Raw genomic sequence first — 16,195 nt, 5'->3', positions numbered from 1 at the left:
GGAGCTTAAATTAGCTTTTAAACGTGATGAAAGTATAATGGAGTTAATTGATGCAGCACTTGGCGGTAGAGTAAACTGGAATAGTGAACTCTAATGATCGTTTTCTAGCTCAGCTAGGTAGAAAGAGCAGTGCCATGAAGAAAAGAATTGCTTTATTGGTTTACCCAGAGTTCAGTTTGCAGGAAATTGGGAATACACTGGCCTTGTTTCGCTGGTATTTTTCTTCACCAACGGATGTTATTGCTTCAACTAAGGCTGCTGTAAGGTCAGAAGAGGGCGTTCGTGTTTTGCCGGATAAGACGGTGCTTGAATTTTCAGTGGCTGATTATGATTGCCTGATTTTACCTGGTGTGAGTGATGTGCGACCCTCCTTAAATGACCAGCCATTGCTGGCATTTTTAAGAGGCTTAAAGGCTTACTCCGAATTGGTGATTGGGGCCATTGGTGGGGGACCACTCTTTTTATCGTTGTCGGGCTTACTGAAGGGTAAGAAATTTACGAATGAACTCTATGTGGAAATGAATGAGCGCCTGCCTTTTATTGAGGAGGAAAATATCCAGTATCAGCCGCTCGTGGTGGACGAAAATATCATTACCGCTACTTCAGGAGCCTATGCGGCTTTTCCCATTGCACTGGCGAGGGTGCTGGGCTATGAATGTCCGGAGGAGGCCTACCAACCCCTGCATGGTCAGGCAGTATCAGAAGCAGACCTTAAATTCCACCTCGACGAGGAGGGGGTCAAAATTTTTGAAGAGACGTTTCAGGACTTTCTTTAAGGTGAAAGCTGTAAATTAAAAAGCATCGGCTAGAGCTCGATGCTTTTTTAGACTACTTTTTGGCTAATTTTTCAAAGAGGTAAGGGGTCAAAAAACTCGTGATAATGACGCCTAATGCGAGCTGGCTAATGGCTGGAGCGATAAAGGGCTCAAAACTCGGAATAAAGCTGGCGACAAAGGGTGGGATGGACATGGAGAAGGCTGCAATGGAATGCATGGAGAGGGCCATCCGACCGTGATTTTTATTCCACTTCTTGTCGAAGAAATAAAGAGGGAAAACCATCAGCACATAGAAGAGAGCCGTCACGACTAGTCCAGCTGGTCCCGCATGCAGGGCATCGATCAGATTAATTTTAGCCCCAAAAGTCACCGCTAAAAAAGGAATGAGCAAGCGTGAGAGAGGCGCGTAAGTTTGCCGGGAGCTGGGGAAGAGGCCACCGACGACCATGCCAATAATAAAAGGCAGGAGACTGGCGATTAAGGGCATCAGAATGGGCACGTGCAGGCCATCACTTTGCGTGATATTAATGAGCATTAAGGGGAGGGCTGGTAGCATGAGAAGATTAACCATGGAAAAAGACGACTCTTCGACTTCCGAAATATCCTCCCCCAAAAGGACTAAATACATGCCGGGGTTGCAGCTGAGGAGGGTTGCACAAATGGCCAGGCTGGAAATCCCGAGCCAGCCGTCATTGCCGCCCAATTTTACCCAGATAAAGGTAACAAGGCCCGTCAGTAAAATTTTTAAGATAAGAATAGGCCCGATGGAGCGTGCTACTTTGATGAGGTCTTCGAGAGTCGTTTGCAGGCCAGAAACGAAAAGTAGGATCGCCACGATGAGGAAGGTCGCCTCGGTCGTGAAAAAGCCGGAAAACGGCACGCCTAATTCTAAGACGCTAGGGAAAAAAGTATAGATGAAGGCAACGAGAAACATTGGTATAATAAAGTTACTGCCTGGGAAATGCAGGAGTTGTTTAAGTTTTGACAATGGATTCACCCTTTCAAATTTTGTGTACTGCTGTAGTATACAGAATTTCGATGGAAAACTCCACCAATTAGTTTAGGAGGATCGTATGATCGAAAATATTAGTAAGTATTTAGCGGCCATTTACCGACAAAGCCGGGGGCAAATCGAAAAAACGTCACCAGAGCGCGAGGTAAAAATGCAGCACTCGGACTTACTTTTGTATGTGTATAACAATCCGGGATCCATGCAGAAGCAAATTGCTCATAGTATGGCCATGGATCCCAGTTTACTCAGTAAAGATATGAAGAAATTAGTAGCTAAAAACTTGGTGCATCGCCGCCGTGGTGCGGATCGGCGGGGCTACCAAGTTTACTTAACCGAACATGGTCAGGAAGTAGCGGAAGCCTTGACGGCTGATTTAATCGCTTGGTGGGAGAAATTTTTTGCGAAGCATCCTAATATTGACGCCGAAAATTTTGTCCAAGGGCTGGATGACGTTTACCACGTCTTCCAAGAGGAATTTCCCTTGCAATAGGTGAGGTTGGCTTTCCCAGAGCAGCGCCATTTTTTTAACGTTGATTTGCTTGAAAATTCAAGCAAATTCAAAAGATCATTAATATACCATAGCCCAGCTTGAGGCTTGAAAAATTCACCCACCACAGAATGTTTTCTGGTGGGTGTTTTTTTATGGAGGCGGTTGATCCTGCCTTAATAATATTTACACCTCCTTCACCTGAGTTTAACGCTTGCCGGCGCTGACTCATGCTATCCTAAGTAAGGAAACAAAGTTTGTATAGATAAGGGGGCTCCCATGGTTATTTCCTTACTCATGAGTACGCTGGTGCAATGGTTCTTATTTCTGCTGCTGCCCATGGCCTGTTATGCTATTTTTATGCGGAAACATTATAAGCTCGGGGAGATGTTTGGCTTGCAGAAAGCTTCTTCCCTGCCCCAGCGTGAAATGTGGCTGCTTGTCGGCTTAAATATATTTTTCCTGGTCTACAATGAATGGCGCTTGACCCATTACGGCCTTTACCTGGAGGATATTCGCTACCAAGCTTATCAAAATTTTGGCTGGTCGGGGCGCACCATATTGATTATTCTGGTCTATTCCTTAATTAAAACGAGCTTTTTGGAGGAGCTCGTTTTCCGGGGTTTTATGATCAATGCCTTGCGTTTATTTTTTTCTTTGCGTGTTGCCCTTCACTTGCAAGCTTTTCTCTTCATGTTGGTCCATACGATAGGTTTAGTGATCCTGCAAATTCCGGCGGTCGATGTGTTGATGAGTTCTCTCATCGTGTACCTACTCGCTTACTATTTCGGACGCCTCTTCATCAAAAGCGGTTATTCAATTCTTTATACGGCCATTTGGCATGGTGGGCTGAACTTGCTAGCGGCTTTCATTGATATTTTTTGCCATTAATAAATAGCCTGGGGAAACTGAGTCTCAGCAGATAAAAAACAGCAGAAAAATATTTCTGCTGCTACTTGACTAGCGATCGGCCGTTTTGGGTGGTTCGACGGGAAGGTCGTGAGGGGGCCTGGGACTATGCCGGCCGTCACGCGCGTCTTTTTTAGGGGGCGTTACTCTGGGTGAAGATTTTTCCGGTTGCAGGGGGCTGGGCTTTTCCTTCTTAGGGGCGGACTTTTCTTCCGTTTTAGGTTGGGCTTTTCCTTTGGGCGTGGCGGGTGGCTCAGGCTTTTTAGCTTTGCCGTCCTTGGGCCTGGGGGTTGTAGGCATGGTTTTTCCTCCTTTGGGCTTTTTTTCTTTAGTGGGGGGCATTTTTTTCGTCGGGGCACTGGGGGCGACTTCGGCTTCATTTTTGGTTGAATTATTTTGGCAAGCCGCTAAAAATAAGACGAAGGCCACGAGTAGCCACCATTTTACAGCGTGAGTCATGGTAACCTCCTTAGGGCGAGAGCTTTTGCCTTCAGTATAACATAAATTTAAGTAAGGGCTTACGAAAAATGCTTTTAAAAAAGGCCGTGACCAAGCACGGCCTAGTGACTTCTCTAATTATGCAATGACATCGGGGGTTTCGGGGAGGATTTGCCCGCCATCCACGACTAAGCTTTGGCCGGTGATGTATTTGGCTTCTTTTGATGCTAAAAACGCCACGGTAGCGCCAATATCCATCGGCTCACCCAGTGTTTTAGCAGGGATATATTTAGCTCCCTCATTCAAGGTCGGCAGTTCGCGCATGAGCGATTCGGTCGCAATGACGCCCGGTTGCACAGCATTCACGGTAATGTTTTTATCCGCAAATTCTACGGCTGCATTGCGCATAAAGCCGAGGTTGGCCGCTTTGGTAGCCCCATAAGCGGTCCCACCTGGGTAGCCGGTAATAGCGCCCGTGATGGAGGAGGTGATAATAACGCGTCCATATTCTTGTTCGGCCATCACTTCTAAGACCGCCTGGCAAATGTTAAACATGCCTTTGACGTTAATATCGAAAATTTGGTCTAATTGCTCCTCGCTCAGATCTTTGAGTAGGATTTCTGGGTAAATCCCCGTATTGGCAGCGAGAATATCAATTCGCTGGAATTCGTCCTTAATTTTTTGGACGGTTTTTCTGACGCCCGGGCGGTCCGTAATATCACAAGCCATGAAGCTGGCTTTGAATTCATCAGCAGTTTCCTGGCCGACTTCTTCATCAATATCTAAGAGGATCACTTGCGCCTCTTGTTTGGTGAGTGCTTCAACGATCCCTTTGCCGATGCCTTTGGCGCCGCCCATGACGACGGCAACTTGGTCTTTTAGTGAAAACATCATATGCCTCCTTACCAATTATAACTAAGCTACACTTGTATTTTATCATTTGACATAAAAAAGTACCAAGGTTATGCCCTGACAAGTTCGAATAAACATGCTATTCTAAAGTGGAAAAATACATTTTAGGGAGGAAAGGATCATGAAAGAACCTGCAATTGACACGCATGCCCACCTTTGGCCGGATGCCTACCTCGAGCGCTTAGGAGATTTGGGGGCTGACGGCACAGCGATTGCCCAAGGAATGGGGGCGTCTGATAGCGAGGAAGATTTAGAGAAGCGCTTTAAGATGATGGCAGCTGCTGGGGTTGAAACGCAAGTACTCTCCGCCACCCCACAATCTCCTTATTACGGAACCGCTGCGGAGGCTTTGGCCTCGGCCCAGATGATTAATGATACGTATGCGCACTTAATAGAAAAACACCCTGGCAAATTTTTAGCCTATGGGGCGGTGCCTTTGCCCCATGTTAAGGAGGCCATTGGCGAAGCAAAACGCTGCCTTGAGGAGTTAAAGTTTGAAGGCATTGCCGTGAATACCTATATTGGATCGGCCTATCCTTTTGATGATCAATTTTATCCGTTTTGGGAGGCTTTGAATGAGCAGGGGACGATTGTCTATGTGCACCCCACCGGAAACGGAGCCTGCTCGCCGATGGTTAATGACCGGGATTTGGAATGGGTGGTGGGTGCCCCCATTGAAGACATGCTTTGTGTTTTACACTTACTGAAGTCAGATATTCCTTACCGCTTGAAGAATTTAACCTTCCATATTGCCCATTTGGGTGGAGGGCTTGGCTTTCAACTGCAGCGCTTAGAGGATAATTACGAGGATTGGGACGCTTTTCCCGCTTCTCCCACCGAGACGCTCCGGGATCGCTTCTATTTTGATGCTGCCAACTTCCTCGATGAAGCTTTGGCTTTAAGTGTGAAAGTCTTTGGGGCTGATAAGATATTGATGGGAAGCGACTTTCCTTACTTCCAAAATGAAAAATATGTGCGGGCTGCTGATTACATTCGCCAAGCAGATCTTACTGATGAAGAAAAAACAAAAATTCTACAAGACAATGCGAAAGCTCTCTATCGACACTACCAAGATGAAGCGTAAAACAAAAAGGCTGTGTGTGCAGCCTTTTTATTTTTCTTTGGAGGGATAGGGGACATAGCGTTCGCCAAGTACTTTCATTTGCGCCTGGCCATGGGTGAGGTCCTGGATCCAGGCTTTAAAGCGTGGCAGGTCTTCTTCTTGGAGTTGAAGCACGTAAGTGACGGTTTCGGTATAGGTAGGTTCCTGCACGTTAAGCCAGGGGCAGGCCTTTAATTCATGGCTGACGCTGCCTTCAAAGTGATAGGGGATCGTCAGTTCACATGCCTTATTCAAGCGCCATTCCGCCAGGCCCAGCTCGCGGATAGCTTTTTTGCAGGCGCCGCCATAGTACTTCTTTAATCGATTGGCTCCTAGCAAATGGCCGCCGAATTTTCGGCTAACAACGGCGGTGGTGTTGGTCACGCCCGCTTGTTTGAGGGCAGCTAGGATGGGCTGGCCGGCTGTTCCGTTGGGCTCACCATTATCTCGAGCACGTTGTTCTTCACCACTCATGCCGACAATATAAGCAGAGGCATTGGTGTAGCCTTTATGTTCTTTTTTCATTTGGCGGATAAAGGCATCCGCTTCCTTAACAGTGGGGGTCATGGCTAAATGGCAGCAGAAAATGGACTTATCGACCTCGGTCACACTACTGGTACCGGGGAAAATACTTAAAAAAGGCTTGGACATGCTACTCCTCCTTACCTCCTTATTATAGCAAAAAGAAAAAGCACTCTGGGGGCTGACGCTCAGAGTGCTTGATTTAACATCGGCAAACTATACCCCTCGTTCAGCGAGGAGAACTTCAATTTCATCTTCATTAATACCGACCATCGCTTCGCCGAGGTTAGCGGAAACTTTGGCGAGGACGTCTGGCTCTTGGTAATGGGCGACGGCTTGAACGATGGCATCGGCGCGTTTTTCTGGTTCCTTGGATTTGAAGACGCCCGACCCTACAAAGACCCCCTCAGCGCCTAATTGCATCATCATCGCGGCATCGGCTGGGGTGGCGACCCCACCAGCGGAGAAGTTGAGAACCGGCAATTTTCCATGGTCATGAACGTATTTCACGAGTTCATAGGGCACTTGCATATCCTTAGCTTCCACATAGAGTTCGTCTTCGCGCGCATTGGCCAAGCGCCTGATATCGGCTTGAATGGCCCGCATGTGGGTGACCGCTTGGACCACATCGCCGGTGCCGGCTTCGCCCTTCGTCCGAATCATTTTGGCCCCTTCTTGAATGCGACGGAGAGCTTCACCTAAGTTTCTGGCACCGCAAACGAAAGGTGTTTTAAAGTCTTGTTTATTGATGTGGTAAACATGGTCAGCGGGGGAGAGGACTTCGGACTCATCAATATAGTCAACGCCAATGCTTTCAAGAATTTGCGCTTCCACGAAATGTCCAATTCGAGCCTTGGCCATAACAGGGATATCGATCGCTTCAATAATAGCCTGAATCATCGCCGGGTCGCTCATCCGGCTCACGCCACCCGCAACACGGATATCAGCTGGCACACGTTCCAAAGCCATGACCGCCACTGCCCCTGCATTTTCGGCAATTTTAGCTTGCTCGGGATTGGTGACATCCATAATGACCCCATGTTTTAACTGCTCGTGAATTTCTTCAATCGTTTTCAATTTTTGTCCTCCTAGTTGTTTTTCATTGTACTTTTACTATAACGAGTTTTTGCACCTTTTAAAAGACTCAAAAAGAAATTATTTGAAGGGTCCAGATATGGTATGATGGTGGGGAGGTGAAGGTATGCTAACCATTCATTTTACTGAGGGAAAGCCCCTCTACGAGCAGATCGTGGATCATATTATTCAAGAAATTGCGTCGGAAAATTTAGCGAGTCGGGAGCGCTTGCCCTCGCGCCGGCAATTGGCCGAGCATTTGAGTGTAAGCTTAAATACGGTAATTAAAGCCTACCAGCAATTGCTGGATGAGGGTTATATTGTCTCTCGGGAGCGGTCGGGTTATTATGTGGATCAATTAGAAGCAGAAATGCTGCGCCAGGAAAAACCTCAAAGGGAAAGGGCTGTGATACCGCTGCCGCCTGTTACAGCTTACCGTTATGATTTTTCGCCTTTTGCCAAGCGGCCGCAAGTCATGAAGGAGAGTCTTTTACGGCCAAGTATGGGGGAAGCTTTGCCCCAAGCGTTAGCCGTTGGTCGGGTGCCGAGTGGAGGATATGGCCCTTTGCGCGCAGCCATTGCCCAAGACGTCTGGCGTTACCGCGGCCTGTCTTGTGAACCGGGCCAAGTGATCATTACCAATGGCTACCAAAGTAGCTTGCAGGCCTTATTTTCCTTACTGGATACCCCTGAGATGGCTCTTGAGGAGCCAGGCTATCCGCGCACCAGACAAGTGCTACGTGATTTGCATATTCCTTTCCAGTCTATTCCATTGGATCGCTATGGTTTTTCAGTACGGGCTTTGGAAGAAACCCAGGCGAATGGTGTATTAACGATGCCCAATCTGCAATTTCCCAGTACACAAATTATGGGAGTGCGCCGCCGCCAGCGCCTGCTGAACTGGGCTTATGAAAGGCCGGAGCGTTTTATTATTGAAGATGATTATAATAGTGAATTTCGCTTTACGGGTCGGCCCATTCCCCCGCTAATGGCTTTAGACCAGGAAGAACGCGTGATTTTACTGGGCTCTTATACGCAATCGCTCGCTCCTTTACTTAAAATTTCCTATATGGTTTTACCTAAGCCCTTGGCCAAATGCTTCAAAAAGGACGGCCATGTGATGGGCCAGGCGTCCGTTTTTGACCAGTGCTGGTTGGCTACCTTGCTTCGGTCTGGCCGTTTTTCCCAACATCTGCAACGCTTAAGGACGCATTACCGGCAAGTGGGTCAAGCCCTCACGAAGGTGATCAAAAATTCGGCCTTGCCTGTGGAGATTTTTGGAGAAGGGCGGGGCCTGTATTTTATTTTAAATGTCCACCTCCCTAACGTCACGGTTGCAGCTGTTTTGCAGCAAGCTAAAAAGCGAGGCCTAAACCTCGCTTGGCTTGGTACTTATCAACAGGACTTGGCCCAGACAGATTTGCGTTTTGTCTTGGGTTTTGCTGGCCTAGGCCGCGAGGAGGTGGGAGCCGCCTGGGCAGAACTCGAGGCGGCCTTCCAGGCTGCGCGCTCCGCTTAGTCTTCTTCCCAACGCTCATTTTCTTGGGGGAGGAGTTTGAAGCCTTGCTGCTCCACGGCCTTAAGGACTTGGGCCCGCATGGGGAGGACATTAGTCAATTGCTTTTGGACGAGGCCGGTGTAAGTGCTCGTTTTTGGATTAACCACCCGGTTTTCATAGTAGTCCTGCATGGTCTGGTCGTATTTAGCGACTTCTGCTTTGAGGTCCTTTGTAGGCGTGACGGTATCCTGATAGAAGCGGACTGTTTTAGGAAGGCGTGGCTTTTTAGCTGAGCGGTCGGTGGGTTCGCCCAGGGCCACTCCTAAAACGGGGAAGGTGAGTTCAGGCAGCTCCAGCACGTCAATAGTTTTGAAGGGATTATTTTGAATGCAACCAAGGAAGACGGCCCCTAGGCCTAAAGCTTCCACAGCGGTCATTAAATTTTGTGCCATCAGGCAGGCATCGGTATAAGCGCGGAAGAAAAAATCCATGCTACGCGCATAGCCACCGGCAAAACCTTGGTCTTGGGCGAGCTGGTAGAGCCGGCGCGTATCTACGAGAAAAACATACAATTCTGGCACCTTGGCAATATAAGCTTGCTGGCCAATTTCAGCCAATTGTTTTTTCTTCTCGGCTGTGGTCACGTGCAGGACGGATGAAGACTGCAAGCCGTGACTGGTTGCAGTTTGCTGCATGACGTCTACCAGGCTTTGGCGGGTGGCTTCTGCTAAGGGTTCGTCTTTGAAGTGGCGGATACTGCGGTGAGCAATTTGGTGTTTTAGCGTGTAATTCATAAGAGCCTCCTAAAATTTATTTTAATACTCATCCTCAGGATAACGCGGCCTAAGTTTTGGCCGAAGAAAAAGCATCGCGCTAAGTTTCTGGCAATGCTTTTTGGTGTAATTTAATGGTAGGTTTTGAGGAATTGCTGGATGGCTTGCTGGCTTTTCTGGCCCGCTTTCTGATTGGCTTTGGTTTCGCCACCGGTACTTAGGCGCATATTGGATAGGTTCAAGAAGCCATCTCCAGAAAAAACATGGCCGGCGTGCGGGTAAATTTCAAGTTGAATTTGCTTAGGAGCTTGCTCTTTTAAAATTTTTCCCATCCCGGCACTGTCCCAAACCTGGTCGTCCTCTCCAGCGAGAAGGAGGAAATGAGCTTTGGAATTTTCGACGGGAATGCGTTTTTTGGCCGCCTGGTCATCTTGCTCGACGGCGGATTGATAGGTATTGCGGTAGGTCACAATATTTTTGGTGAGGCTAGGCCAGAGGATGCCTTTCACGAGCGCACCTAAGGAACTTCTCCGAAAATCAATAAAGGGTAAGTCTTGGCCTTGCCAGGTCCAAGAAGAGCCCACGGTTTCATTATCTAAGCCGGCATAATTATAAGCCGAGGGGGCCAGGGCGATAACATTCGTGATTTCTGGGTACTTGGTCGCTAAGTTTAAGGCGTACTCCGCTCCTTTCGAGGCGCCCACTACTGTGATAGGTTCCTTCTCATCGTGAGTTTTTCGGATGTAAGTTAAAACATCAGAAAACTGTTCGAGCGGTACTCTAACGAGGCTAGTGGGCTGTTCTGGCATGCCATACATGAAAACCGCTAATGTTTCGTAGCCCGCTTCAGCTAAGGCGCGGGCGGTGTCGAAATTGGGCCCTCCATCAGAACCGCCATAGCAAACAATGACGCCCTGATATTTTGTTTTTTCCGGTTGGAAATGAAAACCTTGCAGGGTTTTTTCGTGGACTTCCGTAACGCTTAGGCCCGGGATCGTCGTGGGGTAAAGGGACCAATCTGTCGGCTTTTGATAGTATTTGGCACTGTGGGGTCCAGGCTCACCATACTTTTTGTCATTTAAAGTCCTGAGCAACAAAACCCCAGCTGCTGCTAGGAACAACAAGGATAGGATGATCAAGCTGACACGTTTCAGGGTTTTCATGGGCCACCTCCAACAATTTCACCGGGACATTGACAACTTAATCTTACCATGAGCTCATTTTCCTGAGCAAAAATAATGCTTTTTATTTTATTTTATTTTTTAACCAAAAAAGGGACGAAGTAAACGCTGCTTTTTTGGGGGCTTTCGTGGTAAACTTATGGCGAGGTGGTGAGGGCATGAAGAAGAAAAAAAGATACCCGACAGAGACTTTAACCGTTACCGTTCAAGCCTTAAGTGACCGCGGAGATGGCATAGCGACTTACCGGCATCCGCCAACACGAGGGCCTCTAGGGAAGAAGTTAACCTTGTTTATTCCTAAAACAGTGCCTGGCGATGTCGTTCAGGTTACGGTGCGTGATGCCAAAGGCCGCCGGAAGGCCACAGTTTCCTATGACAAATTGCTGGTAGCTGGTCCTTGGCGGCGCGAGGGGCCCCTACTGCCGGAGAATGAGCGGGGAGGCATGCCTTTAAGCCATATGACTTATGAAGGACAATTGGCTTTTAAAACCAGTCTCATTAAGCAGGCCTTTGACTCACAGGGTGTTGACACTAGCACGATGCGGCCGATAATGGGCATGGCCAAGCCTTATCGCTACCGGAATAATATGGAGCTCACCTTTGGCCAAGGGGGAGAATTAGGCATGCACCGGCAAGGAGACTATCGGACGGTGATTGATCTGGCGGACTCCTGGCTGGCCCCTAAAATTTTAGTGGCCGTTAAACATGTTTTGAGTGAATGGCAAGCGGACTGGCAGCTTCCCGGCTTTGACCGCGTTAAGAAAACAGGCCTTTTGCGGCGGGTGCGCTTGCGCTATAGCCAGAAAAAAGCCGCTCTGCTAGTCGCTCTCTATGCGACAGCGCCTGCTGAGGACTACCCTGAAGCGAGTGCGAGTTTGGCCGAGCGGCTGACCCGTACTTTTCCTGAGTGTCAAGGGGTATTGTGGCTTTGGGACCAAGGCCAAGATGAGCAAGTCAAAGTGGCTCAAGTGCAAGTTTTAGCGGGCCAAGAGACGATTCCTGAAGAACTTGGCGGCTATACCTATCATATTGGCGTGGATACGTTCTTCCAAGTGAATCCTACCCAAGCAGAAAAATTGGTAGCCACTGTCTTGGATTTTGCTGCTGTGCAGCAGGGGGAGCAGGTGGTTGATCTGTTTTGTGGCATTGGGACCTTCAGTCTGCCTTTAGCGGCCCGTGCCAAACATTTAGTGGGTATTGAGTTGGTCGAGGCCTCTATCGTCCAAGCGCGTCGCAACGCTCAAGAAAATGGGCTAAGGAATACCCAATTTATGGCGGCGGATGCTAGGAAAGGCTTCGAAGAATTGAAGGCTGCTGGCTATGAGGCCGATGTTTTACTGTTGAATCCACCACGGGCTGGTGCGGGCGGAAAACTGATGCGAAGCATTGGACGTTTCAAGCCCCAGCGAATTGTTTATGTTTCCTGCAGTCCGAAAAGTTTAGCCATCGATTTACCTTGGCTCGAAGCTTTTGGCTACCAAATTAGGGCTATCCAGCCCATTGATCAATTTCCGCATACCGTTCATGTGGAGAATGTTGTTTTACTAACCCAGCAGTCTGAAGATGTTGATGAATAAAAAAGTGGTAAAAGAAGGCAGCGTGCCACCCAAAAATACAGGCCTAAGGATTATTGCAAAAAAATGAATTCAGGAAAAGAGCAGCTGCTCAATAGTTAAGTTGAGCAGTCCTAAAGACCTACCGAGTGTACTAGCCAGCCTTCATATGAGGGGGCAATTTTATAAGGAGTCAGCAGAATGAATAAAATGCTCAGTATTTTAGAGGAAAGATTTCATTATTACAAAGATCGCCATGCCGAGTTAACATGGGCAGAGGTTGCTTCAGCCCTAGAAAAGGCCCCTAGCGCCCTTGACATATTAGAGCGTATGGAAGAGACAGGTGGGCACCCTGATGTTTTGTGGGCCGATGAGGAAGTGTTTTGGTTTTATGATTGCGTTTTGGAGTGCCCAGCTGAGCGGAAGAGTCTCTGCTATGACGAGGAGGCTTGGGCCAGTCGCAAGAAAAATAAGCCCAGAAGTAGTGTAGCAGCAGAGGTGGCTAAAATAGGCAGCACTTGGCTCACAGAAGAGGATTATTTTACTCTGCAAAATATTCAGCCTTGTGATTTAAAAACCTCCTGCTGGTTAAAAACACCGACTCCTATTCGTCAAAAAGGTGGTGCTATTTTCGGGGATCGCCGTTTTGGGCGGGTATTTGTTTACCATAATGGAGTTGAATCCTACTACCGGACAAGGGGCTTTCGGACTAAACTGGGTGTGCCCCGACCTTCGGAATAATGTTTTGCTGGTTTAAGCTTAAAAATATTGCAGAATTTTTGCCATGTTCCTCCTAAGGTAGACACTCAAAAGAGTGAAATGCCCTAGGGGGAATTTTTTTTGCCTTCAAGGGGTTTAGGCTCCCACCATAAAAACCATGGATAGTAGGACAGTAGATATAGGAAAATTTGTGTCATTGCCTGTCTATTTAACAGCATAGTTCAAAGCTTCATTGAATTCACAGGAAAGGACTCAAGGGTTAGTAAAAACATAAAATATTTGTTTTTGCTTTAATTATAAATAAAGCTAAAAAATTATAAATTTGTGCGAACACCAACAAAACTTTTGAATTATATTCCGTATTTTAAGTATAATTAAAAATATCAATAAAGTAGAGTTAGGCCCGGGAACCCAGTGTTCTCATGGGACTGATTGAGGAGGGTGTTCATATGCCAGCAAAAAATAATTGCCAGAGGAAATTCCGCCAATTGACGGACAGGCAGTGTCATTTTTCCATTCGTAAGCTCAGTGTTGGGGTTGTCTCGCTTGCGATAGGCATGATTTTCTATCTTAGCGGCCCGTCGCATCTTGTTTTAGCTGCTGAGGAGGCCGATCAAGACATCATACCAGCCCAAGTTAACCCTCATGATCAAAACTTGAATAGCGAAGGCGTTAATATCGTCAGTGCAGAAAAAGATATGGAAGATGTATCTCCTAAAGAAAAGCTGTCCCCGGCCTTGGGGCTTGGCTCAGAGGCTATTTCCCCTACTCCCAACAAGGAGGAAAGCTTAACTTTTAAGAAAGACGAAGAAATTAAGGTAGGAACTTCAGAGAATCATAAAGTCGTAACAGATGAAAAAGTGGAAAAGCAACGGTTTTTGAATGTTGCAAGTGGGCGGCAGGCTCGGGCTGCTGCTGAAGAAAAATATTATTACGATGGCGATATTGCCTATGATAAGGATCAAGTTGATGAACAAGGCCGTCACACAATTGCGGTCGGGCTGAGTCCGGAAGGGAAGCAGAATGTGCGCCAAAAAGGTTATGTTTTATCCTTCCCTGAAGGGGTCACTGAAATTCGTTACGAGAAAAACAAAGAGAATATTACTTTTAATGATGCCAATATCCAGAATATTATCTTCCCCAAAACTTTAAGAAAAATTGGTGACGGGGAAAGGCTAGCAAGATATAATGCTGACAGCGTGAGGGAAATTGGGGTGTTCTCAAAAAACTGGATTAAATCCATTTCTTTTCAAGAAGGCCTGGAAGAAATTGGTTTTGGGGCTTTTGAAATGAATGACCTCACGCAGGTGGAAATTCCCGCTACCGTTAAAATCATTAAAGATCGTGCCTTTGCTAAAAATGGCATTAAAGAGCTTATTTTTAAGGGGGATCTGCAGGCCATACAAATCGGTGAAGGCGACAATCGTGATGTTTTTGGTGAGCAAACCTGGGGATCATCAAATAATCGTCGCATGGGTTTTCCTGGTAATGCCAGGATTTACTATAAGGAGCCAGCGAGATTTGAATTTCTTAGCATTAGAGATAAAAATGGCCCCGTTCAACTCAACAATTTCAAAGTCTTAACGCAAGAGATTAATGGTTTATGGCCAGTCACCCCACCAAGTGCTACGCATCCGCAATACCAGCATCAGTTTGAAGAGGATATTGAAAATATTCGTGGTAAGGATAAAGAGGAAGCGCCTAAATTTAAGTTGGAGACCCAGGAAGTAGGGCACTTAGCAGTCAGTGTTCTCGACTATCGTGACAAGCGCAAGAGTCATAATCAGTTTTGGGTTATCGCTAGTTTGCCAGCTTTTGCAGGGGCAGAATCTGAAGCTCATCCCTTTATCTATGGCCGTTTTAACCTGATGTATTATCCTGGTTATACGATTACTTTGATTTCTCGTCCGGGTGAGGAAAATGACGAAAGAGCAGAAGTCAATCTCATGCCTGCTTTTGATAGCTGGTGCTCAAGTTCTTGGAATTATTGCCCCTATTTGCCGAACTTTAAGCCTGAATGGCCGGGCCATGAGTTTTTAGGCTGGTATGATGAGAACGATGAGCGTTGGGATATTGAAAATAATAAGGAAGTCACACGAGATATGGTTCTTAAAGGCAAGTGGCAGGCTAATTCTATTGACATAAAATATGAATTTATGAGTGCAACTGAAAATAAAACTTTGCCAGAAGATGTGCGGCACTTAACGCCGCTGACGGAAAAAGCGATGCCTGGTGAATTGTTCATTCCCAAAAAGCCAGAAAAAGATATTGTTAAGACTACAGATGGTCTCTGGTCATTTTTAGGCTACCAATTAGAAGGTGCTTTTATCCCTGAGGACGGTATTATTCTTAGCGAAAATGAAGATAATATAATTGGTTTGTGGAGCTTCTCTCCTTCCCAAACTTTAATTCATGAAGTTCCACATTTAGTCATCAAAGATATCGCTATCCGTAAAGGGGAGAGCCTGGATTGGCATGATTTAATTGTTGAGGCGACGAGTCCGACCGAGGGCGACCTGAGGAAGCAAGTTAAGCTTATTGCTCAGGGCGGTTTCGATCCCAATATTGCGGGAAGCTATACCCTGATCTTCGAAGTGGAGGATCACCTCGGCGCCAAAGTCACGCGAATGGGGACGGTGACGGTTCATGAGACGCTCAGCCCACTTAATGAAGCGCCCCAGCTCATTGTTTCGGATCAAGTGATCATGAAGGGAGAGGCTCTCGATCTCATGAGTCTCATTGAAAAAGCCGAGGATAAGGAAGATGGTGATTTGCGTTCCCAGGTTAAAATTCTAGATCGAGGTGGCTTTGATCCGAACGTAGCAGGAACTTATCAAATCACCTTCCAGCTCACCGACAGTCAAGGTGCCTGCGTCACTAAGCAAGCTCAAGTTCAGGTGAAAGAAGCCAATGAGCCATCAGGTGGGAAGGACAAACCCAACTCCGAGATCAAGTCAGACTCGAATTTAGTAGTCCCTCACCACCCTTCAAGCAAGCCGACAGAAAAATTGCCGGCTAAGGCTTTAGTGACGAGTCTGCCTCAAACTAGCATGAAGGAAAATCTGCCTGCTGTCAGTTTAGGTTTAGCTTTTCTTAGCCTGGGCTTGTGCTTTTGCATTGAGAATAAGAGGAGTAAAAAGATAAAGCAAAGAGAATCCTAGCTCAAACTTTATTATAATCCGGCTTCTATAGTTTAAGGATGCCGATCTTATGAAAGTTTAATTCATAAGATCGGCTT

General features: G+C 47.0%; 15 protein-coding genes. 8 read left to right on the top strand and 7 right to left on the bottom strand.

Features of this window, described 5'->3' with window-relative positions:
* The first annotated feature begins 134 nt into the window (after nucleotides 1–134).
* A complete protein-coding gene (locus tag WF803_RS01465) occupies nucleotides 135–776 on the top strand; it encodes a DJ-1/PfpI family protein (RefSeq protein WP_489611363.1) in 642 nt (213 codons plus the stop codon).
* Between the two features lie 52 nt (nucleotides 777–828).
* On the opposite strand, the gene WF803_RS01460 is transcribed toward WF803_RS01465, so the two are convergent.
* Nucleotides 829–1,764 carry a 2-keto-3-deoxygluconate permease gene (locus tag WF803_RS01460; protein ID WP_489611362.1) on the bottom strand — a complete coding sequence of 312 codons (936 nt, stop codon included), beginning with the start codon at nucleotides 1,762–1,764 and terminating at the stop codon, nucleotides 829–831.
* A gap of 85 nt (nucleotides 1,765–1,849) precedes the next feature.
* Here WF803_RS01460 and WF803_RS01455 point away from each other — a divergent pair, with 85 nt between their 5' ends.
* Nucleotides 1,850–2,278: a MarR family winged helix-turn-helix transcriptional regulator gene (locus WF803_RS01455; RefSeq protein ID WP_489611361.1), complete on the top strand. Its 429-nt coding sequence runs from the start codon at nucleotides 1,850–1,852 to the stop codon at nucleotides 2,276–2,278.
* A 276-nt stretch (nucleotides 2,279–2,554) separates the two neighbouring features.
* The gene (locus tag WF803_RS01450; RefSeq protein ID WP_489611360.1) at nucleotides 2,555–3,166 is read left to right on the top strand and encodes a CPBP family intramembrane glutamic endopeptidase; all 612 of its coding nucleotides are present in this window, start codon (nucleotides 2,555–2,557) and stop codon (nucleotides 3,164–3,166) included.
* A 69-nt stretch (nucleotides 3,167–3,235) separates the two neighbouring features.
* Here WF803_RS01450 and WF803_RS01445 read toward each other — a convergent pair whose 3' ends face one another.
* Nucleotides 3,236–3,643 carry a hypothetical protein gene (locus tag WF803_RS01445; RefSeq protein WP_489611359.1) on the bottom strand — a complete coding sequence of 136 codons (408 nt, stop codon included), beginning with the start codon at nucleotides 3,641–3,643 and terminating at the stop codon, nucleotides 3,236–3,238.
* 117 nt (nucleotides 3,644–3,760) lie between these two features.
* Nucleotides 3,761–4,513: an SDR family NAD(P)-dependent oxidoreductase gene (locus tag WF803_RS01440; protein ID WP_489611358.1), complete on the bottom strand. Its 753-nt coding sequence runs from the start codon at nucleotides 4,511–4,513 to the stop codon at nucleotides 3,761–3,763.
* A gap of 142 nt (nucleotides 4,514–4,655) precedes the next feature.
* Between WF803_RS01440 and WF803_RS01435 the strand changes: the two genes are divergently transcribed.
* Nucleotides 4,656–5,618: an amidohydrolase family protein gene (locus WF803_RS01435; RefSeq protein ID WP_489611357.1), complete on the top strand. Its 963-nt coding sequence runs from the start codon at nucleotides 4,656–4,658 to the stop codon at nucleotides 5,616–5,618.
* Nucleotides 5,619–5,645: 27 nt separating this feature from the next.
* On the opposite strand, the gene WF803_RS01430 is transcribed toward WF803_RS01435, so the two are convergent.
* Both WF803_RS01430 and pdxS read right to left on the bottom strand, forming a co-directional pair.
* Complete coding sequence (locus WF803_RS01430) at nucleotides 5,646–6,287, bottom strand: IMPACT family protein (protein ID WP_489611356.1); 642 nt, start codon at nucleotides 6,285–6,287, stop codon at nucleotides 5,646–5,648.
* Nucleotides 6,288–6,374: 87 nt separating this feature from the next.
* Complete coding sequence (pdxS, locus tag WF803_RS01425; RefSeq protein ID WP_489611355.1) at nucleotides 6,375–7,235, bottom strand: pyridoxal 5'-phosphate synthase lyase subunit PdxS; 861 nt, start codon at nucleotides 7,233–7,235, stop codon at nucleotides 6,375–6,377.
* A gap of 124 nt (nucleotides 7,236–7,359) precedes the next feature.
* On the opposite strand from pdxS, the gene pdxR reads away from it, so the two are divergent.
* A complete protein-coding gene (pdxR, locus tag WF803_RS01420; RefSeq protein WP_489611354.1) occupies nucleotides 7,360–8,751 on the top strand; it encodes a MocR-like pyridoxine biosynthesis transcription factor PdxR in 1,392 nt (463 codons plus the stop codon).
* On the opposite strand, the gene WF803_RS01415 is transcribed toward pdxR, so the two are convergent.
* Together WF803_RS01415 and WF803_RS01410 are read right to left on the bottom strand one after the other, a co-directional pair.
* A complete protein-coding gene (locus tag WF803_RS01415) occupies nucleotides 8,748–9,524 on the bottom strand; it encodes a nitroreductase family protein (RefSeq protein WP_489611353.1) in 777 nt (258 codons plus the stop codon). The genes pdxR and WF803_RS01415 overlap by 4 nt on opposite strands.
* A gap of 110 nt (nucleotides 9,525–9,634) precedes the next feature.
* The gene (locus tag WF803_RS01410) at nucleotides 9,635–10,666 is read right to left on the bottom strand and encodes an alpha/beta fold hydrolase (protein WP_489611352.1); all 1,032 of its coding nucleotides are present in this window, start codon (nucleotides 10,664–10,666) and stop codon (nucleotides 9,635–9,637) included.
* Nucleotides 10,667–10,842: 176 nt separating this feature from the next.
* Between WF803_RS01410 and rlmD the strand changes: the two genes are divergently transcribed.
* From rlmD to WF803_RS01395, 3 genes are all read left to right on the top strand, one after another.
* Nucleotides 10,843–12,261: a 23S rRNA (uracil(1939)-C(5))-methyltransferase RlmD gene (rlmD, locus tag WF803_RS01405; protein WP_489611351.1), complete on the top strand. Its 1,419-nt coding sequence runs from the start codon at nucleotides 10,843–10,845 to the stop codon at nucleotides 12,259–12,261.
* Between the two features lie 177 nt (nucleotides 12,262–12,438).
* Nucleotides 12,439–12,978, top strand: coding sequence for a DUF4256 domain-containing protein (locus WF803_RS01400; protein ID WP_489611350.1), 540 nt, complete (start codon nucleotides 12,439–12,441; stop codon nucleotides 12,976–12,978).
* Nucleotides 12,979–13,406: 428 nt separating this feature from the next.
* The gene (locus WF803_RS01395; protein ID WP_489611349.1) at nucleotides 13,407–16,118 is read left to right on the top strand and encodes an SHIRT domain-containing protein; all 2,712 of its coding nucleotides are present in this window, start codon (nucleotides 13,407–13,409) and stop codon (nucleotides 16,116–16,118) included.
* Nucleotides 16,119–16,195: the final 77 nt, after the last annotated feature.

This window comes from Aerococcus sp. BD502, assembly GCF_057919555.1.
This window is presented reverse-complemented; position numbering and strand designations above follow the sequence as displayed.